Source organism: Bacillus sp. FSL W8-1141, assembly GCF_038593205.1.
GTDB classification, from domain to species: Bacteria; Bacillota; Bacilli; order Bacillales; family Bacillaceae; genus Bacillus; species Bacillus altitudinis.
The window spans coordinates 1,999,263-2,021,128 of sequence record NZ_CP151973.1 but is presented as its reverse complement, the minus strand read 5'-3'; the positions used below and the strand labels follow the sequence as shown (position 1 = coordinate 2,021,128).

Sequence of the window (21,866 nt, the reverse complement as noted above, 5' to 3'; positions counted from 1 at the left end):
TTGAAAATCATTATCAATTGTGCTACACTTTCATTAATGATAAACATTCTCAATCATGAAGGATGGACGGTGATCACATGACAATGATTTTCTTACTCGGTACGGTCTGTGTATACAGCTTATTGATTGGCTTCGTATTAAAAGGTGTTTCAAAAAAATCTGCTTCCTGATTGCAGTCCATTGCGACTGATCGGGTAGCAGATTTTTTTATTTCCTCAGATCAGAAGAAAAATCTCTTTATTTTGTGTAAAATGGTACACATACATAACTGACTTTTCTAAAAACAAAGGGGTTTATCGTCATGAAAGACTTGTCTATTCGAGATTCGCTCGTTCAAACTACAGGTGCTTTATATCAAAGCCTTCTGAAAAGGGATGATCACGAGCGCGCAGCCAAACTTGCATCTATTATGAAAAAGGAAGCTGAAGAAGAAGTATATATCGCATTTACCGGCCACTATTCTGCTGGTAAGTCATCACTAGTGAATCATCTTCTTCATGATCACATCCTGCCCACAAGCCCAATTCCAACGAGTGCAAACTTGGTTGTTGTCAGGAAAGGGGTCAGTGAAGTTCAGCTCCATACGTCTGATGGACGTTTTGCAAAAATGAGCGGTTCTTATGATAAAAAAGCGGTGCAGCGTTTTTGTAAAGATGGGGAACAAATTGAGATGGTGGAAATTAGCGGTGATTATAGTGGACTTGAAGAAAAAGTGGCACTCATCGATACGCCGGGAATTGATTCAACGGATCATGCGCACTTTTTATCCGCTGCTTCTATTCTTCATCAAGCGGATGCTCTTTTTTATGTCGTTCATTATAACCATGTCCATTCTGAAGAAAACATTCGCTTCATTCGCTCGATTAAAGAGAAAGTGCCCAATCTTTATTTCATCGTCAATCAAGTGGATCGGCATGATGAACAAGAGACAACTTTTGAAAACTACAAAAAACAAGTCGTTGAGATGCTTTTAAAAGAAGGCATTGAAGAAGAACATCTATATTTTACTTCCGTGACGGATGAGGCACACCCAAAAAACGAAATGATCCGTTTAGTGAAGAAACTACAAGAATTACAAACCATGCCTAAAGCATCACTTCGAGCCTATACAGAGCAGAAAATCGAACATGTTTTAAAAGAACATATAGACTCGTTAAAAGAAGAACTGCATGAAGAGGACCTTGACGCGCAGCTTCAAGAAAAAAGGAATGAAGTGAAAGAACTAGAAGAGAAACGCCGATTTATTGAAAATGGTGCAAAGCAGGTAGAAGATGAAGTGTCTTCTGAAGTAGAGAACATCTTAAAAAATGCAAACCTCACGCCATTTAAGATGCGAGAGCTTGCAAGTGACTATATCGAATCGAAAGCACCTGGCTTTAAAGTGGGTTTACTTTTTGCCAAAAATAAAACCGAGCAGGAAAAGGAAAAGCGGGCAAATGATTTCTTAGCAGATGTAAAAAAGAGAATGAAAGCGGAAGTTGACTGGCACATTGCCGAGCTCCTCAAAAAAGAAATAAAACAGCATCAGCTTGGGGAAGTGTTATTAGACAAAGCCATGGCATTTGAGACACCTGTTGAAGAATCCTTGCTTGAAAAGGTCATTCACCAAGGGGCAACTTTTTCTAACGAATACGTTCTTCAATATGCGAAAGATGCTGGTGAAGCATTGAAAAGACAGGCGAAACAGCAAGCACTTCAATTGATTGAACAGATGATTGAAACCTTGAAAGACCAGCTCAAGAATGAACAGGAGAAGCAAGAGGAAAAATGGGAGCAAGCGAAACAAGAGCTTCAGAGCCTTGAGGAGTATAACGAAAAAAATGAACAAATAAGACAGGATATTCAGCATTTATGGGATATTTGGCAAAACGGAACGGATGAGCATATCCCAGGCGACTGGTTTTATGCGAAAAAGCAATGGATGCAGCACGACCAGCTGGAGAAGAATCGCGCATCAATTCATGTTGAAGAGAGCGATCAAGCTGCTGAACGGACAAAGCGCGATCAATACCGCCAATCACAGCATTTAACAACAGCACAATCGATTGCACAATTTAAAGAGCTTTCCCGCATTTTATCGCCTTTAGATATTCTAAAGTCTCAAAGAGATTCCTTTGAAAAACGAACAGAACGGCTACAGGCAAAAGAATTTACACTCGCTTTATTTGGCGCTTTTAGTTCTGGAAAATCTTCTTTTGCCAATGCGCTTGTTGGACGGAAGGTGTTACCATCATCTCCTACGCCAACAACTGCAACAATTAACAAACTGACACGACCTACGGAAGATCATCCTCATGAAAGTGTCAAAGTGGTGTTTAAAACCAAGCAGGACATTCTAGAGGAACTCGATCAGATTCTTGGATTTTCGATCACAACAGAAAAAGGAGATTCGTTTAAGGCAAAGCTGGAAAGAGTGCTGAAAAAACGGCAGCTCGAACAGGATCACCGAATCATTGTAGAACATTTTCTACAAGCCTATGCCAAGTTTCATGATGACATTGACAACCAAACCAATTTACATGTCACACTTCAAGAATTAAAGCCTTATGTAGCGGAAGAATCTGTTTCTTGTGTGGTGAAGGAAGTGACGGTGTATTTAAGTACACCTCTGACAGATAAAGGGCTGACGATTGTCGATACACCAGGTGCAAGCAGTATGAATAAGCGTCATACAGAAATCGCCTTCCAGTATATGAAGGATGCAGACGCCCTTCTTTATTTAACGTATTATCAGCATTCTTTCTCAAAAGCTGATCGCTCATTTTTACGGAAGCTTGGACTCGTAAAAGATTCCTTTAGCATGGATAAAATGTTCTTTATCATCAATGCGGCTGATTTGGCTAAGGATCAAGCAGAGCTTGAAACCGTATTTGACTATGTACGAAGCGAGCTCACAAAAGAAGGCATCCGCAATCCAAACCTGCATCATGTGTCTAGTAAGGAAGAGATCGAAGGGAAAGAGCCGACATCTTATAATCAATATGCAACACTGAGAAAACAGCTCGACTATTTTATTGAGGAAGAATTAACGAAAGATGCCATTGAACTTTTGCATTTTGAAGCTAATACATTATGTACAACGGTCGATAGACTACGTGCGACCTTGCATCAATCAGAAGATGAGAAAGAAGCTGAAAAGAAAAACATCAAGACATCCTATGAAGCCATTCTCGAAAAAATGCAAGATGTGAAACGGTCTAAACTTGTGACCGAAAGCGTAAAAAAAGACGTGCATGAACAGCTCTATCATATTGTACAGCGGCTTTCATTATTTGCGAATGATCTATTAAAGTCGGCTTTTTATCCTGGCATATCTCAAGGGAATTTTGGTCAGCAGTTAAAAAAGGCACTTGAGAAAGCGTTAAAGGAGTATGAATTTGAATTTGTGCAGGAGCTCAAGGCACTTGATATCCGAATGGAATCGTTTATCCATCATTATTTCCAGGAGGAGTGGGAAAAAGGGATGCAGGCTGCATGTGCGGAAGATCCTTACTTTTCTCTTAGCCTGTCAGCCCCTGAGGAGAAAAATGCTGAGCTAAAACAAATTGAAGTTGAAGCAGAGATTACACCATTTGAGCCGCTTTTAAAGAAACAAAAATCAGCGAAAGCCTTCTTTGAACAAAATGAAAAGGCTACGTTTATTGAAGCCATTCGAGATGTTCTACATCAAATGACAACACGTTGGGCAGATAACGAAAAAGAAGAGTTGCTGAGCAGATATGAAAAGCTAGTGAAGACCTATACGGAAAGGTACGAACAAGATGCTCTCCAACAGCTCAATGAGCAAAAACAGACATTTATGACAAGCCTTACAACAGATGCTGAAAAACAGGCGATCATTGAACAAGTTTATGAACAAACAAATGAATGGAAGAACCAGTTGAAAACGATATGATTCATGATAGACTATATAAAAAAGAAAGCAGTTGATAGACGATGACGAGCGTACACGAAGAAATTTCTGCACATTCACAGAAACAACATGCCCATATCCAATCTTTTCTTGCACTTGAACAAAAAAGAGAGCAGGCGATTGAATTGGCTGTGAAAAAATGTGAACACAATGAACCATTTTCAACAGATGAGATCAATGCCATTACGTCTAAAATGAATGAGCTTGCCCGAGGCGGAATTGTTCCGCTTCGTAAACATGTCACGATTGAGATGGTGGAGGAATACACCCAGCGTAAACAGAATTAAAGAGTAACTTTCTCATTTTTGGTCATCTTAACAAATGAACCAGAAAGGGGAATGATCATGGCAAAAAAGCAAAACGTAAAGCAGCAGAAGGAGCGCATGCCGAAGGAAAAAGGCATGCCATCCTACGCAGAAGCGGAAACGAAAAAAATGCAATATGGTAAAAAGTAATCGGGCTGCCTCTTCTTTATCAAAAGAAGAAGGCGCCTTTTTTATGTTCGTTTCGATGTTCTATGATAGAATAGGAGTATTGTTTATAAAAAGGGAGTTTAGATGAATGAATAAACACGTCTTACTTGTAGATGGAATGGCACTTCTTTTTAGGTCGTTTTATGCGACAGCTGTCCATCGTAATTTTATGATAAATGATCGTGGTGTGCCGACAAATGGAGTGAATGGTTATTTGAAGCATTTGTTAACAGCTGTCCAAACATTTGAACCGACTCATATCGTATGCTGCTGGGATATGGGGAGCCAGACATACCGGAACGAATTGTTTCAAGATTATAAAGCCAATCGAGGCGAGGCGCCTGTTGAGCTTATCCCACAGTTTGATTTAGCAAAAGAGGCGACAGAAGAACTGGGGATCATGAACATTGGTGTGAAAGGTTTTGAAGCAGATGATTGTATTGGAACGCTTGCATCAATCTATCAAAACGAAGCACATGTGACCGTCTTAACAGGAGATAAAGATTTGCTGCAGATCTTGAATGAACAAGTGACCGTGGCTTTAATGCAAAAAGGCATCGGGAATTATAAGCATTATACAAAAGCCCTTTTTGAAGAGGAAATGGGCATATCTCCAAAGGCGCTGATTGATATGAAAGCGCTGATGGGTGATGCTAGCGATAATTACCCTGGTGTAAAAGGAATCGGCGAAAAAACAGCATTGAAATTTATTCAAACGTATGAAACGATTGATCGACTGTTAGAAAATGTTCATGCATTAACGGCAGCTCAGCAAAAGAAAATGCAAGCAGGATTAGAAGATCTGAAGCTTTCTCGTATACTGGCAGAAATTAAATGTGATGTACCACTCAGCTGTCCGATTGACGAAACAAAAATAAAAATGGACCCAGAGCGGGCAGCGACAATGCTTCGCTTGCATCAAATTAAAGGGATCGAACCAATGGTTAACCGCTTAAGTCAATTAGGAATCAGTTAAGGTTGTTCTTATGTAGAAAAGAAACAAAGGGCTACATGTATTAGCCCTTTGTGTTGCTTTTTTTCGCCTTATTTTCTAATTGCGATATTGGCTGTTTATCTTTTGTCTGCGCATCACCTTGAGGAGTCGTTCCGTTTGTGACACGGCCTCTGTTCTCTTTATCCAATTCGTATCACCTCACACATTAGCATAACCAAAAGAAAAGCGATTCATCCTTTTGAAAGGTGAATCGCTTTTCTAGCGAGCTGATCAGCCACTTGATTTTCCTTGCTCGGAATCCACTTAATGAAAAATAAATCAAATTCGCTTTGAAGCTGCAACATTTCTTCGATAAAATGACGAAAAGATGGATTTTTAGCAAATCCTGCATTGGCTGCACGATCTACTACTTGTGAATCAGTGCGGAATGAAACGGTCCGTAATCCTTTTTCTACGCAAATTTTCATGCCTTCAATGAGCGCGGAAAACTCTGCTTCATGATTGCTCATGATGCCAAGAGGAATGGAGAAAGACTCAGCTTTTCCGTCATATTTCAAGAAAATGCCGATGCCAGATGGACCTGGGTTTCCGGCACTAGCACCGTCAATATATATTTCAGCTGGCAATTTATTTCCCCCTTTCATCAATCGGAACCATTTTTTTCGCCGCATAGGCATAAGGTGTGCCAATGGCAGCGACGATAAATTTAATCACATAAGTCGTGATGAAAATTTCGATCCATATATGGAATGGGTAGGTCCCAAGAAAGGCAATGGTTGTGAAAACGAGTGTATCAAGTAGCTGGCTAATCATTGTACTCCCCGCATTTCGCAGCCAGAGCGCACCATCTGAAGGAAATATCCGGCGAATAAACGAATATACATAAACATCTAACATTTGACTGATGATATAAGCAGCAAGACTACCAAGAGCGACCCTTGGCATAAAGCCAAATATCGTTTCTAATGATGATTGGGAAATGTCAGATGGAGCGGGATGGAAAAGCAAAGCCTCCTGCATGACAACAGTTAATGTTAAAAGGGTGGCAAAGCCAATCCAGACAGCTTTTTTCGCTTCGGTTTGTCCATATTTTTCATTGAGGACGTCCGTTGCAAAGAACACACTGCCATATAAAATGTTGCCAAGTGTTGCTGTTAAGCCAAATAATTCAACGGTTTTGACCACTTGTAAATTGGCAGCAACTGTTGCAAAACCAATCCATACGAAAAGCCCCATCTTGCCAAATCCTTTATAAAATAGAAGAACAATGATAAAATTAATGATCGCAAATAAGATCCAAATACCTTCATTAAACAAGTGACATGAACTTCCTTTCTAAATGTAAAATGTAACTTTTTGATTATAGCATAACGAACGTTTACCTTAAAAGTATGGGAAGGCGATGTGATCAATGAAACTAAGAGCGCACTATACAATGAAAGTGAAATCGATTGGGTCCATTGCTTTTTTCCAAGAAGATTGGATGGAGCTCAAAGAGGCCTTGCTTTTAGCAAAACATATAGACAAAAAAGAACCGCAGTCACTTCTATCATTTGAAGATGAAAAGGGTGCGATGTGGTCGATGAAAGAACTTGAAAAGCTAAACGAAGAACTTAGGCTTGAACCCGATCAGCTTCAGGTCTATTTTGATGCGAGTTTTCGCAAAGAAACAGGTGATGCTGGGCTTGGAATTGTCGTGTATTATCAGCTCGGACAGGATGCATACCGATTAAGGAAGAATCAGCCTTTTCAGAGCACCACGAACAATGAGGCAGAGTATGCGGCTTTATTTGAAGCGGTAAAAGCTTTAAAAGAACTGGGAGCCAGCAGAAACTCTGTTACGATTAGAGGAGATTCTCTTGTTGTGATGAATCAGCTCAAAGGGGAATGGCCTTGTTATGATGATATACATAACAAATGGCTCGACCGAATTGAGGCTGCGATCAAAGAGCTGAAGCTCACGCCAACATATGAAGTCATCGATCGTAAACAAAATGCAGAAGCAGATCAGCTTGCCAGACAGATACTTGCAGACGTCCCTATCGAAAGTAAGTTGAAATTAGAAGCAGACGGAGCTGAATAAAGTGGATAAAAAAACAGCAGTAAAAGAATTAACAGATCTTCAAGACACGTATTGTTCAGATTGCTTGATTAAAAAGCACTTTCGTAAAGAATTTGGCAAAAAATACGCCCACTCCTTTTGTATACAGCAATGCACGGTAGGAGAGAAGATCAAACAATACGGGAATGAATTACTCAAAAAATAAGCGTACACTCCGGTTTTCCCCTAGATGTATCACGCGTTCACGAAAAAAAAACGAATAGAATGTGTAAAAAAAGAACATATTCTGAAAAATGAGCCGATATAACTATAGAAAGTTTTGGTTGAGTTACTTTTTGACTAAGTGACGGATAATAGAGGAAAAGGGGAAGGCCGGCATGGATAATAAGGATTTTGAAACGGTATTACATCGGACATTTCAAGAGGTGTACAGTGATCTAGAGCAACTGGTAGATGTAGCAAAGAAGGGAAGACCTTTTCTCGAAAAAGATATCTCTGAAATTGAACAAAGATTAAAGCAAAATATTTTAGCGATTGAAATTCAGCTGAAAATCAAATAAGAGAGGCATACGCCTCTCTTTATTTTGTCGTTTCATCATTGATTGAGTTGATTAGATTTTTGTTACGTTTGCAGCTTGAGGTCCACGATTACCTTCAACGATTTCAAAAGAAACTTCTTGTCCTTCTTCTAGAGATTTGTAACCGTCACCTTCGATAGCTGTGAAGTGAACGAATACGTCGTCTCCGCCTTCAACTTCAATGAAGCCGAAACCTTTTTCATTATTGAACCATTTTACTTTACCGTTTTGCATATTGCTTTTTCCTCCTAGTACTGTAGCACACCTTTCGGCATACTAAAAAAAATTTTTCATCACCTAACGACTTAAGAAGTTGTTAAATGATGGTTCCACTATACACCATCAAAAGTAAAGCGTCAAGCAGGCAAGCCAAATTTTGAGCAGAATGTTTGATTTTTTTGTTTTTTTAGTGAATGACATTTATCTATAAAACGTCCTAATCTCATGAAACCTAACGTATAACCTGTCCGTATATAGTAAAAATACAGAAAGAGGTGCGTCATGAATCGTTACACAATTGAGGAGTTTGTTCAGAATACGCAGCAAGAAGACAAAGGGGAAGGGGTCTTTGAACTTGAAACACCAAGATTGTTAGAAATTAATTTAACGGATACCATTTGGGCAAAGACAGGCTCCATGGTTTCATATCGCGGGAAAATAAAGTTTGAACGTGAAGGTGTGTTTGAACACGGTGTGTCAAAGATGTTCAAAAAAATGTTATCAGGAGAAGGAACTTCTTTGATGAAGGCCACAGGTGATGGGAAATTATATGTAGCAGACCAAGGGAAAAAAATTTCGATTCTTCGATTGGCTCAAGGGGAGTCTATTTTCGTTAATGGAAACGACTTGCTCGCATTTGAACCGTCTGTTCGGTGGGATATTAAATTAATGAAAAAGGTGTCTGGCATGCTTGCAGGCGGATTATTTAATGTCAAACTTGAAGGACCAGGTCTTGTGGCAATCACAAGTCATTACGAACCGCTGACGCTGATTGTTCAGCCAGGTGATTCTGTTTATACAGATCCGAATGCGACGGTCGCATGGTCAGGAAATTTGCAGACTGAATTTGTGACAGATGTATCGTTCAAAACGTTTATTGGCAGGGGAAGCGGAGAGTCCATTCAAATGAAGTTTAGCGGAAGCGGCTTTGTTGTCGTGCAGCCGTTTGAAGAAGTGTATACAACGAATGGGAATCAAGGTTAAAAGAAGAAAGGTGTCCGTCAATGACGGACACCTTTTTATGATAATGCTTGAGCATACGATTTGTTGCTCATGATCAGATCTGATTGTTCGACGATATCTTCTAAAATGGTTTGAGAAGACTGTTTTAAGTGTAATTTTTTGATGTTTTGTTTCATGGATTCTAATTTTTCTTCGTCTTGCAACAAGTTGGTGACAGATTCTAAAATGTCTTCGTGTCTGTTGATGACAATGGCAGCACCGTAATCTTCAAAGAAAAGAGCATTTTCTTTTTCTTGTCCTGGAACAGGTTTGTAAAGAATAACTGGGACACCAATTGCTGTTGCTTCTGTTAATGTAATTCCGCCCGGTTTTGTAATCATACAGTCCGTTACTCTGAACAATTCATCAATTTGTTCCACATATCCAAGCGCCTTCAATTGATTTGGGTGTGCTTGTTCAAGTTCGCTAAGCGATTGCTTCAGCGCTGCATTCTTACCGCACACAACAACAATTTGTACTTCACTGTCAAGAAGTAGTGCTTCACACAGTTCCTTCACATTTTTTAGTACACCATGGGCACCCGCCATAATGAGAAGGACTTTTTTGTCTGATGATAATCCATATTTTTTATAGATGATCGATTTAGGCACGTCTACTTCAAATTGTGGTCTAATCGGAATGCCTGTTACCTTGACATCGCTTGGATGTGTGCCGATTTCTACTAGCTTTTGTTTCACATAATCGGTTGCAACATAGTATCGGTCAATGTTTTCATGTACCCAAATTTTATGAAGACAAAAGTCTGTCATCACATTAAATGTTGGAATGACTTTACCTGTTTTGTTTCGGTATTCAGGTACAACAATCATCGGGAATGTAATGATGATGATATCCGGATTGTGTAATTGAATTAATTCATCAAGACGCTTATTTCCCATCTTTAAATAAATGTTAAATTTGCGTTTATTGTAAATTTTATCTACACCGTAATAAAACAAGCGATAAAATTGTTTCCCAATGGAGAAGCTCTTTAAATATAAATATTGAGTCACTTCGGACACAATGGGATTTGATTCTTGATACAAATTAGAAACTATCACATGTTCAAACCCTTGGGATTTGCATTCATCATACAGTGTTTTTGCAACCTGCATATGTCCATTTCCATAATTTGCGGTCAAGATTAATATTTTTTTATTGGTATTCAAGAATATTCACCTCAAATGTAATCAACAACAACAAAACTTCGTACGAAACTATAAATCTCATAGGTCTACATATACATAAAGATAACATATAAACAGCGAGAGCATATCATTCGTTACGAAAGAATTAAACTAATTTTAAAAAACAAACAGACTAAATTGATAATGGAAGACAGAGCCATTTGTATTTTAACACATTTTAAGCATTTATCATCAGACTACAGTCTATTTTATTCCCACACATATGGTGTTTCTTGATAAACATAGTAATTAAGCCAATTCATAAACAGCAAAGTAGCATGGGCTTTCCAGCGGTTCACTGGAACTAATGTGTCTCCATCTTCGATGAAATAGTGGACGGGTTTTTTGACTGTATCATGTTTCAACAAATCTCTTTCATATTCCTGCTTCAATGTATCTGTATCGTATTCAGGATGTCCAGTTAAAAATACTTGTTTATCATCATCTGAAACAATTAAACAAACACCAGCTTCCTCAGACGTGCTCAATACTTTTAGATTCGGCGTGTTTTTTAATTGTTCTGTATTAATATCTGTATGCCTAGAATGTGGGACATAGTATACTTCATCGAAACCTCTTACTAATCTTTCTTTTTTCTCTTTGACAAGATGCTCAAAAACACCGAATTTTTTCTCTGGAAGCTTGATTTTTTCAATGCCATAATGATGATAAAGACCAGCCTGTGCCCCCCAGCATATATGGAGAGTAGACGTCACATTCGTTTTACTCCAGTCCAAAATGTCCTGCAGTTCTTTCCAATAGGAAACTTCTTCGAAAGCTAAATGCTCAATTGGTGCACCTGTAATGATCATGCCATCAAATTTTTTATGGCGAATCGAGTCAAAGGTCGTATAAAATTCATCTAGATGCTCTCTCGATGTATTCTTCGGTGTATGTGTACTTGGAATCAAAAATGTAAAATACACTTGCAATGGAGAATTTCCGAGCATTCTCAGCAGCTGCGTTTCAGTTTGTATTTTTTTTGGCATTAAATTTAAGATCACGATATTCAAAGGACGGATATCTTGTTTGAATGCCCTTGTCTCATCCATGACGAAAATGTTTTCGCTCTCTAGTATTTGTTTTGCCGGCAGATGAACTGGTATGTTAATAGGCAACTCGCCACCCCCTGAACCAAAGCTAATTTCACTTCATTATAGGAACTTTCTGGCGATATTTCAATGTTTCAATTATGTTACAATGAAAAATAGAGCAAAAAAGAAAGCTGTTTCTGTCAAAAAAGGAGGCCATTAATCATGATCACAAAGCATTTATCAGATATTGACATTGCCCAAAAGGCAAAGCTGAGACCGATTCAAGACATCGCAGCAAAATTACAAATACATGACGAAGAATTAGAATGCTATGGTTTCACAAAAGCGAAAATATCTTTGACTATTTTTGACCGTTTGAAGGAACAAAAAGAAGGAAATGTGATTCTTGTGACTTCGATCAACCCAACGCCAGCAGGTGAGGGGAAGTCCACCGTAACAGTTGGCCTCGGTCAAGCCTTCGAGAAAATTGGGAAAAAAGCGATCATTGCCATGCGTGAACCTTCACTAGGTCCCACAATGGGTATTAAAGGTGGTGCAGCTGGCGGCGGATATTCACAGGTGTTACCTATGGAAGAAATCAATCTTCATTTCACAGGGGATTTTCATGCGATTACATCTGCACATAACGCTTTATCTGCTTTTATTGATAATCATATCCATCACGGAAATGAGCTTGGGATCGACGCACGCCGAATTGTATGGAAACGAGTGTTAGATTTAAACGATCGTGCTCTAAGACAAGTGGTCGTAGGACTTGGCGGTCAATTAAATGGGTACCCTAGAGAAGATGGGTTTGATATTACGGTTGCATCCGAAATGATGGCCATCCTCTGTTTAGCAGACGACTTAAACGATCTAAAAAAACGTCTTTCTTCTATTGTTGTTGCCTACAATCAAGAAGGTGAACCGGTCACAGTTGGAAATCTAGGATATGAAGGCGTATTAACCTTGCTTTTAAAAGATGCGCTGAAACCAAACCTTGTTCAAACGATTGAAGGAACTCCAGCCCTTGTTCATGGTGGTCCTTTTGCCAATATTGCACATGGATGCAATAGTTTAATTGCCACAAAAATGGCGGCAAAACTAGCAGATTACGTTGTAACAGAAGCGGGATTTGGTGCAGACCTCGGCGCGGAAAAATTTCTTCACATCAAAACAAGAGCCGGTGATTTTAAACCAGGCGCTGTTGTCATTGTAGCAACTGTCAGGGCGCTAAAAATGCATGGCGGAATGCAGAAAACAGAGCTCAAGGAAGCAAATGCACAGGCTGTATTAGAAGGTATACATAATTTAGAGAAGCATATTGAAACAGTGCAAGCCTTCGGTCTACCATACATCGTTGCAGTGAACCGTTTTATTACCGATACAAAAGAAGAAATTCAAGCAATAGAAAACTGGTGCGAAACGAATGGACATCCAGTCAAAGCCGTCAATGTATGGGAAGAAGGGGGAGCTGGCGGCGTAGCACTTGCCGAAGAGCTCACGACACTCATTGAAAAGAATGAAAACAGCTTTTCTTATTTATATGAGGAGCAAGATTCCATTGAAGAAAAGTTGTCAAAAGTCGCCAAAGTGGTTTATGGTGCAGACGGCATCAACCTTACATCAAAAGCAAGAAAGCAGCTAGCTGCAATTGAGAAAAATGGCTGGGCCCATTTGCCGGTTTGTATGGCAAAAACGCAATATTCACTATCGGATGATCCGGCTTTAATCGGCAGACCAAAAGGCTTCACCGTTACGATTCGGGAGTTAAAACCATCTGTAGGAGCAGGTTTTATCATTGCACTAACGGGAAGCATCCTGACCATGCCAGGTCTCCCTAAAAAACCTGCGGCACTTGAGATGGATTTATTAGAAGACGGCAGTGTGACTGGACTCTTTTAGCAGGAAGCATAAAAAGCGATTTTCTAAAAGAAGCATGTTACGATAGGAAAAAGTGAATCCTAGGAGGCTATGAGATGTCAATTTATGATATTCAGGTCAAGACCATTAACGGTCAGGAAAAATCAATGGCAGATTACAAAGGGAAAGTACTGATCATCGTGAACACAGCGAGCAAATGTGGACTGACCCCTCAATTTAAACAATTACAAGAGTTATACGATCAATATCATGAAAAGGGCCTTGAAATTTTAGGATTTCCGTGCAATCAATTTATGAATCAAGAGCCAGAAGGGGAAGAAGCAATTCAAGAATTCTGTTCGTTAAACTATGGTGTGACCTTCCCGATGTTTGCAAAAGTAGATGTCAATGGTGACAATGCGCATCCGCTTTTCAAATACTTAACGAGTCATGCGAAAGGTGTGCTTGGTACAAAAACGGTGAAATGGAATTTTACAAAATTTATCGTTGACCAAAACGGAGAAGTGACTGAACGATTCTCTCCTAAAACACCACCAAAAGAATTAGAAAGCTCCATTATCGCTCTTTTGGAGAAATAAGCATGTATTCGAGTAAGCAGCAAGAACAATTGGAGGCAGCTGCCTCCTTTGTTTCAAAACAGCTAAAGAATGAACCGACTGGACACGATGAAGCTCATATCAATCGTGTTCGCCAGCTTGCCGTCCATATTGCACAACAGGAGGGCGGGGCGCTTTTTGTCATTGAAATGGCAGCGATTGTCCATGATGTAATTGATGACAAGCTGTCTAGTGAATGGAAGCTTTCACCGCATGATCTCAAGCAGCAGCTCCTTTTGTGGGAAGTGGACACGCGAGATATTCGCTATATCATGGATATCATTACAACGATGTCTTTTCGTCACCGGCATATGCAACATAAGCCAGTGACATTAGAAGGGGCCATTGTTCAAGATGCAGATCGACTGGATGCAATAGGTGCAACCGGAATTGCAAGGGTGTTTACATATGCAGGTGCAAAAGGGGAGCCTCACTATACAGAGGGTGCTCACCAAGGCACAGTACTTTTGCATATGCAAGAAAAGCTGCTTCAATTAAAAGACTTGATGAACACACGTGCTGGAAAGCAGCTGGCTCATGAGCGACATGAGTTTATGTGTCTATTTATTAAGACATGGAAAGAAGAATGCGGCCTTACAGATGAGTAGGGTCTTTATGTGTGTAAGGAGGATGTATAGATGAAAATAACTGCCATAGAACCAACGCCAAGCCCGAATACAATGAAAGTCATTTTGACAGAAGCGCTTGCAGGCGGTAAAAGCAATAACTACAAAAAAGATCAAAAAGACGAAGCGCCAGAGATGATCAAGCGCATTTTAACCATTGAAGGTGTAAAAGGTGTTTACCATGTAGCCGATTTCTTAGCGGTTGAGCGTAATGCGAAATTTGACTGGCAAGGTATTTTACAGCAAGTCAGAGAAGCCTTTGGACAAGAAACAGAAGGGCTTCAGGGAGAATCGCAGTCAGGTGATGACACATTTGGAGAAGTCAAAGTGTTTGTTCAAATGTTTAATGGGATTCCGATGCAGGTGAAGCTGACAGACGGTGAAAGAGAAGAACGATTTGGAATGCCTGAACGTTTCCAGGCAGCGATTTTAAAGCTAAGAAGCAGTTCAGATAATGTTGTATTTGAACGTGTGTGGAAAGAACATGGCGTACGTTTTGGAGAATTTGCTGATATCGGTCAAGAAGTCACAGAAGAGCTGCAAGCTGCATATGACGACGAGCGTTTATCCCGTTTAACAGAGGCAGTGAAGGAAGGTCAAGAGGCTGTAGATAAACAAGTGAACCGAAAAGCATATGATGTGACAGAAGAGATGCTGCGCGATGAAGATTGGAAGAAACGTTTTGCTCATTTAGAGCAAATGCAGCCAGAGAAAAAAGATATACCTGTTTTAATGAAAGCGATGGAGGATCCAAAAACATCGATTCGCAGACAAGCTGTTGTGAATGCTGGCATGATTGAAGATCCAGCCATTTTGCCTATTTTGTATAAAGGGCTTGAAGATAAAACAGTGACGGTTAGAAGAACTGCTGGAGATTGTATTTCGGATCTTGGTGATCCTAGTGCGATTGAAGCGATGATCCAAGCCTTAAAGGACCCAAGTAAGCTTGTCCGCTGGCGTGCGGCCATGTTCCTTTATGAAGAAGGTGACGAAACAGCACTAGAAGCTTTAAAAGAAGCGGAGCAGGACCCTGAATTTGAAGTGAGTCTTCAAGTGAAAATGGCCATCGAACGAATTGAGCACGGAGAAGAAGCAAAAGGCTCTGTGTGGAAGCAAATGACAGAAAGTAGAAAAAATGCATCAGAATCATAAGAAAGACGAGCGGGCTGCCAATAAAAGGCAGCTTGTTTTCTGAAAATGGCTTTTTTATTGGCAGAAAAATTTTTTTAGAAAAATTATTTTGAATATTGTTGAAATATGAGAAAAAACTCTATATAGTAGTACCAATATAGAATATTGGAGGTCAGATTTTATGACACAATCCTTGCTGAGCACTTGCTTCAGCAGAGAAATCAGTCACTATCTATTATAGGTGGCTAAATAAACAGAAAATTTGTAAAATAAAATGAACTCAAAATCATACAGTCAACAAGACTAGTAGTATAGGAGGCTTTTTAAACAGATGGCAGAACTTCGCAGTAATATGATTAAACAAGGAATTGACAGAGCACCTCACCGAAGCTTACTAAGAGCAGCTGGGGTAAAAGATGAGGATTTTGGCAAACCGTTTATTGCCGTATGTAATTCCTATATTGATATTGTCCCAGGGCATGTCCATCTTCAGGAATTCGGGAAAATTGTGAAAGAAGCCATTCGTGAAGCTGGCGGTGTTCCATTTGAATTCAATACAATTGGGGTAGATGATGGTATTGCGATGGGGCATATTGGGATGAGATATTCATTGCCAAGCCGTGAAATCATTGCTGATTCAGTAGAGACGGTGGTGTCTGCACACTGGTTTGATGGCATGGTTTGTATTCCGAACTGTGATAAAATCACGCCAGGTATGATGATGGCTGCTATGCGTGTGAATATCCCAACTGTATTTGTCAGTGGTGGACCGATGGAAGCTGGGAGAACAAGTGATGGCAGAAAAATTTCTCTTTCTTCTGTCTTTGAAGGCGTAGGCGCATACCAATCAGGGAAAATTAATGAAGAGGAATTAAACGAATTAGAGCAATTTGGCTGTCCAACATGCGGATCTTGCTCTGGTATGTTTACAGCAAACTCAATGAACTGTTTAGCAGAGGCGCTAGGGATTGCTCTTCCTGGAAATGGAACCATTTTGGCGACTTCACCAGAACGAAGAGAATTTGCGAAGAAATCAGCAAAACAATTGATGGAGCTGATCAAAAAAGACATTAAACCACGTGATATTGTCACCGAAAAAGCGATTGATAACGCATTTGCTTTAGATATGGCACTTGGTGGTTCAACAAATACAGTTCTTCATACATTGGCGATTGCAAATGAAGCAGGCGTTGAATATTCACTTGAGCGTATCAATGAAGTCGCAGAACGAGTGCCGCATTTATCGAAACTTGCTCCAGCTTCAGATGTTTATATTGAAGATTTACATGAAGCTGGCGGAGTGACCGCTGCACTAAATGAATTGTCCAAAAAAGAGGGGGCTCTTCATTTAGATACCATGACCGTCACAGCGAAAACGTTAGGTGAGAACATCGCGGGGCATGAGGTAAAAGATTATAACGTCATTTATCCAATTGACAAGCCATTTACTGAAAAGGGCGGTTTAGCCGTTTTATTTGGAAACCTTGCGCCAGATGGAGCGATCATTAAAACAGGCGGTGTACAAGACGGCATTACGCGTCATGAAGGACCTGCGATCGTATTTGAATCCCAAGAGGAAGCACTTGAAGGAATCATTAATCGAAAAGTAGAAGCAGGACATGTTGTCATTATTCGTTATGAAGGACCTAAAGGCGGTCCAGGCATGCCTGAAATGCTTGCACCAACTTCACAAATTGTTGGAATGGGACTTGGTCCAAAGGTTGCTTTAATTACAGACGGACGATTCTCCGGTGCTTCTCGCGGATTGTCTATTGGACACGTCTCTCCAGAGGCAGCAGAAGGTGGCCCGCTTGCCTTTGTTGAAAATGGTGATCATGTCGTTGTCGATATCGAAAAACGCATTTTAAGCGTAGATGTCCCGGAAGAAGAATGGGAAAAAAGAAAAGCAAACTGGAAAGGCTTTGAGCCAAAAGTAAAAACAGGTTACCTTGCCAGATACTCAAAACTTGTGACATCAGCCAATACAGGCGGAATCATGAAAATTTAATGTGAAATTGAACATTTGAAAATTGGCTCTCTCTATAGTATCCTTTATTCACAACATAAGGATTATAGAGGGGGCTTTTTTATGTCAATGGCATATGAAGAATATATGCGTCAGCTCGTCGTACCAATGCGCCAAGAACTGACAAGTGCAGGGTTTCAAGAATTGACGACTGAAGAAGAAGTAGAAAAAACGATGCAGGAAGCAGAAGGAACAACATTTGTTGTCGTCAATTCCGTATGCGGATGTGCTGCCGGTTTAGCACGTCCTGCTGCTACTCAAGCTGTCATGAAAGCAGAAAAAGCACCAGATCGAATGGTGACGGTCTTTGCTGGTCAGGACCGGGAAGCAACGGCTAAAATGAGAGAATACTTCAAAGGTGAGGAGCCATCTTCTCCATCTATGGCACTTTTAAAAGGAAATGAACTTGTTCATTTTATCCCGCGTGACGAAATTGAAGGTCATGAAATGGAAGATATTATGAAGAACGTCTTATCTGCATTTGAAAAACATTGCTAATACAAATGTTGAAATGTCCTGTGATCCATCAGGGCATTTTTTCTTGATTATGATGGAGGAACGACATGCTCATTACAACAAGCTTTAGAGCAAATGAACAAACAATTGAAACGGCAAAGGCCCTTGCAAAGGACTTGCATGGTGAGTATATCGAGCGGCGCAAACAATCTGTCAAACAGCTTGCGATCAAGCGGGGGAATGTACTGGTTGTTGGGAAAGAACGATTTGAATGGTATCAGCCAAATGGTGAAAAGTTCTTTTTCCATCCAAGCTCAGCGATGTTTAGGGTGAAGCGGGTTCTGCGAGGGGAAAAAGATCCATTAATAGAAGCAGCACAATTAAAGCCGGGCGATTCCTTTTTAGATTGTACGCTTGGCTTAGGATCTGATGCGATTACCGCAAGCTGCGCTACAGGAGCCAATGGAAAAGTGGCCGGTATTGAAAAAAATCCAATGACGGCATTGCTTGTTCGAGAAGGACTCAGCACATGGGAAACGGGTGTGAAAGAGGCAGACGAAGCGATGAAACGGATATCTGTCATCAGCGGGGATAGTATTGAGCAGTTAAAGAAGCTCCCTGATCGATCCTATGATATCGTCTATTTTGACCCAATGTTTGAAGAAACCATACAAGAGTCTGCTAGTATGATGCCGCTTCGTCATGCAGCTGAGCATCATTTTGACCATGAAACCGCTGTGAAAGAAGCAATGAGAGTGGCTAGAAAAAGAGTGGTTTTAAAAGATCATTGGAAAAGCACACGATTTACCACTGATTCCTATCAATTTCAGGTGATGAAACGTAAAACCGCCCAATTCCATTACGGATATATCTCAATAGAAGAAGACAAATCAACAAAACTTTAATCACTCTTAACAATTAAAAAAGCCCTATTTCAGGGCTTTTAATCGGTGATCTCCATATAGACAAAATAAAATAACGTCAGCAAGGAAGCTGTGATGAAAAACCCTTCAAGCATATCCATTCCTCCCAAATTTTAGTCGTCGTTACTGTCATTGTAAACGTTTTATCATGAAAAAGAAAGTCTCAACTCAATGACCAAATAGAATGACTGAAAATTCATTATATGCTAGAATAGCAGTATGATAACTTATGGAAGGAATTAGATATCATGAAAATGTGGATGAGAAAAACGCTCGTTGCACTCTTTACGATTGCGACTTTTGGTTTAATCTCTCCTCCATCAGCTTTGATGACAGACAAGCCATCTGAACTTTCTTCATCTGATAAATCACCTTATACAGCAGTTTATGATACATCAGATGATACGCGCAGCTGGGAATTTTCGCAAGAAGACAACAAAGAGCGGGTAGACCCCTTTGAGCAATATAAGCAAGAGGTTCTATCAAGTGCAGAAAACCAATCCTTTCTCAAATTTGGTCGTAAAATCACACCTGTCATTGAGGACGAGTATAGAGAAGAGATTCAACCAAAAATTGAACAAGTGTTAACCGACTTTTTAACAAATTTCAAAGATGACGAAAAATTTCAAGATGTTGTTTTAACTGATCAGCCTTCAAGCGGAAATGGGGAAAAAATCTTCCACATATATAATAGAAAGACTGGAGAAGATTTGCTTCGTTTTCATGTCAGGAGAGATCAGCCGCCTCACAGCGGATATTGGTTTAACTTTCACTACCATACAGCAGAAGATGGATTCCAGACGCATCATGAACTCGGTAATATTTATTGGGATAAAAACACCCCGCCGAGCTGGATGAGCCACTAGAAGGAGATGTCATGCCAATTGAAAAAGTATACAATGAACGAAATGGTTCGCATTACAAAACAGATGTTAAACGAGCGTGGAGTGAAAATAGAAGATATTGCACACATTGTGCTGAAACTCCAAGAGAAATACAACCCAAATCTTCCACTTAGTGTCTGCATTGAAAATGTTGAAAAAGTGCTGAATAAAAGGGAAATTGTCCACGCAGTTTTGACAGGACTTGCTCTTGATCAGCTGGCAGAAAAAAAGCTTTTGCCAGAACCTTTGCAGCATTTAGTTGAAACAGATGAACCGCTATATGGAATTGATGAGATTATTCCGCTTTCCATTGTCAATGTATATGGATCAATCGGTTTGACCAACTTCGGTTATCTAGACAAAGAGAAATTTGGTATTATTAGAGAATTAGATGAAGGTCGTCCTGGTGAAGTACACACCTTCCTTGATGACCTTGTCGCTGCGCTTGCCGCTGCAGCAGCAAGTCGCATAGCTCACTCTCACCAAGATATTAAGGACGAAGAGCAGGATCGAGTGAATCAAGCATAAAAAGAAAAACATGTCTGCTCATCTTGCAGACATGTTTTTTTGGTTTCAACAAAAGCAGAAATAAGGTAAACTACAACAAGAACATAAATAAAGGATGAAAAAAATGAAACAATACAAAGAGTTATGCCGTCATGTATTACAGCACGGGGATGAAAAAGGTGACAGAACAGGAACAGGCACTATCAGCACATTCGGTTACCAAATGAGATTTGATTTACAGGAAGGGTTTCCTTTATTAACAACAAAGAAATTACACCTGAAATCAATCATTCATGAGTTACTGTGGTTTTTAAAAGGTGATACAAATGTCAAATATCTTCAAGAAAATGGTGTCCGTATTTGGAATGAATGGGCAGATGAAAATGGAGAGCTAGGGCGTGTGTATGGTGCGCAGTGGAGATCATGGGCGAGTGGAGACGGAGAGACAGTAGATCAGATCAGCAAGCTGATCCATGATATTGAGAATCATCCTAATTCGAGAAGATTGATTGTCAGTGCGTGGAATCCAGGAGAAATTGATCAGATGGCGCTGCCTCCTTGTCATTGCTTGTTTCAATTTTACGTATCAAACGGTAAATTATCGTGCCAGCTCTATCAACGTTCGGCAGATATCTTTTTAGGTGTGCCTTTCAATATTGCTTCGTATGCACTTCTAACGATGATGATTGCCAAAGTGACCAACCTTGAGCCAGGAGAGTTTATTCATACGCTAGGAGATGCTCATATTTATCAAAATCATCTTCCGCAGGTCAAAATGCAATTAGAGCGTGAGGAGCGCACACTTCCGCAGCTTCGCATCACTAGAGATGTCAAAAGTATTTTTGATTTTACGTTTGATGATTTTGTGCTCGAGAACTATGATCCACATCCGCATATTAAAGGAGAAGTCAGTGTATGATTTCCATGATAGTGGCGACAGGAAAAGACAGAGTCATTGGCAAAGATAATCAAATGCCTTGGCATTTACCCGCTGATTTAGCGTATTTTAAAAAAGTCACAAGTGGCCATACCATTGTCATGGGCAGAAAAACGTTTGAATCAATTGGACGAGCACTGCCTAACCGCCGGAATATCGTGTTGACCACAAGTTCTTCTTTTCAAGCTGAAGGATGCGAGGTGGTCCATTCAATCGATGATATTTTAACCATTGCGAAGACCGAGGAAGAATTATTGATCATTGGCGGGTCTAAGCTGTATGAGGAAATGATGCCATATGCAGATCGTCTATATATCACGCACATTCATCATTCATTTGAAGGCGACCGTTTCTTCCCTTATTACGATGAAGAGAATTGGACGGTTGTATCACGTGAAAAAGGCCATCGTGACGAAAAGAACCCCTACAATTATGAATTTGTCGTCTATGACAGAAAAGAAGGATAAGTGAGT

At 40.0% G+C, this 21,866-nt stretch carries 25 protein-coding genes; 19 read left to right on the top strand and 6 right to left on the bottom strand.

The genetic code is table 11. The features are described 5' to 3' along the window. Positions 1-62: 62 nt before the first annotated feature. From fbpC to NSQ52_RS10165, 4 genes are all read left to right on the top strand, one after another. Positions 63-170, top strand: a complete 108-nt coding sequence (gene fbpC, locus NSQ52_RS10180) for a Fur-regulated basic protein FbpC (RefSeq protein ID WP_306172627.1) — start codon at positions 63-65, stop codon at positions 168-170. A gap of 131 nt (positions 171-301) precedes the next feature. Then, positions 302-3,895 (top strand): dynamin family protein, encoded by a 3,594-nt coding sequence (locus NSQ52_RS10175; protein ID WP_342473295.1) that lies wholly within the window; start codon positions 302-304, stop codon positions 3,893-3,895. Positions 3,896-3,936: 41 nt separating this feature from the next. Further along, positions 3,937-4,200 carry a YpbS family protein gene (locus NSQ52_RS10170; RefSeq protein WP_135009182.1) on the top strand — a complete coding sequence of 88 codons (264 nt, stop codon included), beginning with the start codon at positions 3,937-3,939 and terminating at the stop codon, positions 4,198-4,200. A gap of 274 nt (positions 4,201-4,474) precedes the next feature. Continuing rightward, complete coding sequence (locus tag NSQ52_RS10165; RefSeq protein WP_045035052.1) at positions 4,475-5,362, top strand: 5'-3' exonuclease; 888 nt, start codon at positions 4,475-4,477, stop codon at positions 5,360-5,362. A gap of 40 nt (positions 5,363-5,402) precedes the next feature. On the opposite strand, the gene NSQ52_RS10160 is transcribed toward NSQ52_RS10165, so the two are convergent. From NSQ52_RS10160 to NSQ52_RS10150, 3 genes are read right to left on the bottom strand one after another with little or no spacing between them, the layout of a single operon-like run. Further along, positions 5,403-5,528 (bottom strand): hypothetical protein, encoded by a 126-nt coding sequence (locus NSQ52_RS10160; protein WP_008346357.1) that lies wholly within the window; start codon positions 5,526-5,528, stop codon positions 5,403-5,405. Positions 5,529-5,571: 43 nt separating this feature from the next. Beyond that, positions 5,572-5,967, bottom strand: a complete 396-nt coding sequence (locus tag NSQ52_RS10155) for a reverse transcriptase-like protein (protein WP_017359712.1) — start codon at positions 5,965-5,967, stop codon at positions 5,572-5,574. Between the two features lies 1 nt (position 5,968). After that, a complete protein-coding gene (locus NSQ52_RS10150; protein WP_007500834.1) occupies positions 5,969-6,658 on the bottom strand; it encodes a queuosine precursor transporter in 690 nt (229 codons plus the stop codon). A 94-nt stretch (positions 6,659-6,752) separates the two neighbouring features. On the opposite strand from NSQ52_RS10150, the gene NSQ52_RS10145 reads away from it, so the two are divergent. The 3 genes from NSQ52_RS10145 (at position 6,753) to NSQ52_RS10135 (ending at position 7,963) form a co-directional block, all read left to right on the top strand. Continuing rightward, on the top strand, positions 6,753-7,424 hold the full coding sequence (locus NSQ52_RS10145) for a ribonuclease H family protein (RefSeq protein ID WP_017367474.1): 672 nt from the start codon (positions 6,753-6,755) through the stop codon (positions 7,422-7,424). Position 7,425: 1 nt separating this feature from the next. Further along, complete coding sequence (locus tag NSQ52_RS10140; RefSeq protein WP_008346366.1) at positions 7,426-7,608, top strand: zinc-finger domain-containing protein; 183 nt, start codon at positions 7,426-7,428, stop codon at positions 7,606-7,608. Between the two features lie 172 nt (positions 7,609-7,780). After that, complete coding sequence (locus tag NSQ52_RS10135) at positions 7,781-7,963, top strand: hypothetical protein (RefSeq protein WP_008346368.1); 183 nt, start codon at positions 7,781-7,783, stop codon at positions 7,961-7,963. Between the two features lie 51 nt (positions 7,964-8,014). Here NSQ52_RS10135 and cspD read toward each other — a convergent pair whose 3' ends face one another. Continuing rightward, positions 8,015-8,215: a cold-shock protein CspD gene (gene cspD, locus NSQ52_RS10130; RefSeq protein ID WP_003215784.1), complete on the bottom strand. Its 201-nt coding sequence runs from the start codon at positions 8,213-8,215 to the stop codon at positions 8,015-8,017. Positions 8,216-8,482: 267 nt separating this feature from the next. Here cspD and NSQ52_RS10125 point away from each other — a divergent pair, with 267 nt between their 5' ends. After that, positions 8,483-9,184, top strand: coding sequence for an AIM24 family protein (locus NSQ52_RS10125; RefSeq protein WP_342473294.1), 702 nt, complete (start codon positions 8,483-8,485; stop codon positions 9,182-9,184). Between the two features lie 35 nt (positions 9,185-9,219). Here NSQ52_RS10125 and NSQ52_RS10120 read toward each other — a convergent pair whose 3' ends face one another. Together NSQ52_RS10120 and metA are read right to left on the bottom strand one after the other, a co-directional pair. Next, complete coding sequence (locus tag NSQ52_RS10120; protein WP_007500831.1) at positions 9,220-10,371, bottom strand: diglucosyl diacylglycerol synthase; 1,152 nt, start codon at positions 10,369-10,371, stop codon at positions 9,220-9,222. 227 nt (positions 10,372-10,598) lie between these two features. Next, positions 10,599-11,507, bottom strand: a complete 909-nt coding sequence (gene metA / locus NSQ52_RS10115) for a homoserine O-succinyltransferase (protein ID WP_008346374.1) — start codon at positions 11,505-11,507, stop codon at positions 10,599-10,601. 138 nt (positions 11,508-11,645) lie between these two features. On the opposite strand from metA, the gene NSQ52_RS10110 reads away from it, so the two are divergent. The 11 genes from NSQ52_RS10110 (at position 11,646) to folA (ending at position 21,860) form a co-directional block, all read left to right on the top strand. Further along, complete coding sequence (locus NSQ52_RS10110; RefSeq protein WP_326378871.1) at positions 11,646-13,328, top strand: formate--tetrahydrofolate ligase; 1,683 nt, start codon at positions 11,646-11,648, stop codon at positions 13,326-13,328. A 74-nt stretch (positions 13,329-13,402) separates the two neighbouring features. Continuing rightward, on the top strand, positions 13,403-13,885 hold the full coding sequence (locus NSQ52_RS10105; RefSeq protein ID WP_007500827.1) for a glutathione peroxidase: 483 nt from the start codon (positions 13,403-13,405) through the stop codon (positions 13,883-13,885). Between the two features lie 2 nt (positions 13,886-13,887). Further along, positions 13,888-14,511 (top strand): HD domain-containing protein, encoded by a 624-nt coding sequence (locus tag NSQ52_RS10100; RefSeq protein WP_144665659.1) that lies wholly within the window; start codon positions 13,888-13,890, stop codon positions 14,509-14,511. A gap of 30 nt (positions 14,512-14,541) precedes the next feature. After that, positions 14,542-15,681: a conserved virulence factor C family protein gene (locus NSQ52_RS10095; protein WP_017367471.1), complete on the top strand. Its 1,140-nt coding sequence runs from the start codon at positions 14,542-14,544 to the stop codon at positions 15,679-15,681. 310 nt (positions 15,682-15,991) lie between these two features. Beyond that, the gene (ilvD, locus tag NSQ52_RS10090; RefSeq protein ID WP_007500822.1) at positions 15,992-17,668 is read left to right on the top strand and encodes a dihydroxy-acid dehydratase; all 1,677 of its coding nucleotides are present in this window, start codon (positions 15,992-15,994) and stop codon (positions 17,666-17,668) included. Between the two features lie 81 nt (positions 17,669-17,749). Continuing rightward, positions 17,750-18,184, top strand: coding sequence for a BrxA/BrxB family bacilliredoxin (locus tag NSQ52_RS10085; protein ID WP_081114625.1), 435 nt, complete (start codon positions 17,750-17,752; stop codon positions 18,182-18,184). A gap of 65 nt (positions 18,185-18,249) precedes the next feature. Next, positions 18,250-19,047, top strand: a complete 798-nt coding sequence (locus NSQ52_RS10080; protein WP_342473293.1) for a class I SAM-dependent methyltransferase — start codon at positions 18,250-18,252, stop codon at positions 19,045-19,047. 266 nt (positions 19,048-19,313) lie between these two features. Further along, on the top strand, positions 19,314-19,931 hold the full coding sequence (locus tag NSQ52_RS10075) for a YpjP family protein (protein ID WP_047946652.1): 618 nt from the start codon (positions 19,314-19,316) through the stop codon (positions 19,929-19,931). A gap of 18 nt (positions 19,932-19,949) precedes the next feature. Then, positions 19,950-20,477 carry a phosphatidylglycerophosphatase A gene (locus NSQ52_RS10070; RefSeq protein ID WP_008346387.1) on the top strand — a complete coding sequence of 176 codons (528 nt, stop codon included), beginning with the start codon at positions 19,950-19,952 and terminating at the stop codon, positions 20,475-20,477. A gap of 103 nt (positions 20,478-20,580) precedes the next feature. Further along, entirely contained in the window at positions 20,581-21,375 is a 795-nt protein-coding gene (locus NSQ52_RS10065; RefSeq protein ID WP_017367468.1) for a thymidylate synthase, read from the top strand. Further along, positions 21,372-21,860, top strand: a complete 489-nt coding sequence (gene folA, locus NSQ52_RS10060; protein ID WP_024718553.1) for a type 3 dihydrofolate reductase — start codon at positions 21,372-21,374, stop codon at positions 21,858-21,860. Before NSQ52_RS10065 ends, folA begins: the two co-directional genes overlap by 4 nt. Positions 21,861-21,866: the final 6 nt, after the last annotated feature.

What these genes read in the sequence shown, in the direction of transcription:
- NSQ52_RS10085 (WP_081114625.1), top strand. Translation starts at nt 17,750, where the DNA reads ATGTCAATGGCATATGAAGAATATATGCGTCAGCTCGTCGTACCAATG.
- NSQ52_RS10110 (WP_326378871.1), top strand. Translation starts at nt 11,646, where the DNA reads ATGATCACAAAGCATTTATCAGATATTGACATTGCCCAAAAGGCAAAG.
- NSQ52_RS10105 (WP_007500827.1), top strand. Translation starts at nt 13,403, where the DNA reads ATGTCAATTTATGATATTCAGGTCAAGACCATTAACGGTCAGGAAAAA.
- NSQ52_RS10135 (WP_008346368.1), top strand. Translation starts at nt 7,781, where the DNA reads ATGGATAATAAGGATTTTGAAACGGTATTACATCGGACATTTCAAGAG.
- NSQ52_RS10080 (WP_342473293.1), top strand. Translation starts at nt 18,250, where the DNA reads ATGCTCATTACAACAAGCTTTAGAGCAAATGAACAAACAATTGAAACG.
- fbpC (WP_306172627.1), top strand. Translation starts at nt 63, where the DNA reads ATGGACGGTGATCACATGACAATGATTTTCTTACTCGGTACGGTCTGT.
- NSQ52_RS10065 (WP_017367468.1), top strand. Translation starts at nt 20,581, where the DNA reads ATGAAACAATACAAAGAGTTATGCCGTCATGTATTACAGCACGGGGAT.
- NSQ52_RS10170 (WP_135009182.1), top strand. Translation starts at nt 3,937, where the DNA reads ATGACGAGCGTACACGAAGAAATTTCTGCACATTCACAGAAACAACAT.
- NSQ52_RS10075 (WP_047946652.1), top strand. Translation starts at nt 19,314, where the DNA reads ATGAAAATGTGGATGAGAAAAACGCTCGTTGCACTCTTTACGATTGCG.
- NSQ52_RS10145 (WP_017367474.1), top strand. Translation starts at nt 6,753, where the DNA reads ATGAAACTAAGAGCGCACTATACAATGAAAGTGAAATCGATTGGGTCC.
- folA (WP_024718553.1), top strand. Translation starts at nt 21,372, where the DNA reads ATGATTTCCATGATAGTGGCGACAGGAAAAGACAGAGTCATTGGCAAA.
- NSQ52_RS10095 (WP_017367471.1), top strand. Translation starts at nt 14,542, where the DNA reads ATGAAAATAACTGCCATAGAACCAACGCCAAGCCCGAATACAATGAAA.
- NSQ52_RS10125 (WP_342473294.1), top strand. Translation starts at nt 8,483, where the DNA reads ATGAATCGTTACACAATTGAGGAGTTTGTTCAGAATACGCAGCAAGAA.
- NSQ52_RS10175 (WP_342473295.1), top strand. Translation starts at nt 302, where the DNA reads ATGAAAGACTTGTCTATTCGAGATTCGCTCGTTCAAACTACAGGTGCT.
- ilvD (WP_007500822.1), top strand. Translation starts at nt 15,992, where the DNA reads ATGGCAGAACTTCGCAGTAATATGATTAAACAAGGAATTGACAGAGCA.
- cspD (WP_003215784.1), bottom strand. Translation starts at nt 8,215, where the DNA reads ATGCAAAACGGTAAAGTAAAATGGTTCAATAATGAAAAAGGTTTCGGC.
- NSQ52_RS10100 (WP_144665659.1), top strand. Translation starts at nt 13,888, where the DNA reads ATGTATTCGAGTAAGCAGCAAGAACAATTGGAGGCAGCTGCCTCCTTT.
- NSQ52_RS10165 (WP_045035052.1), top strand. Translation starts at nt 4,475, where the DNA reads ATGAATAAACACGTCTTACTTGTAGATGGAATGGCACTTCTTTTTAGG.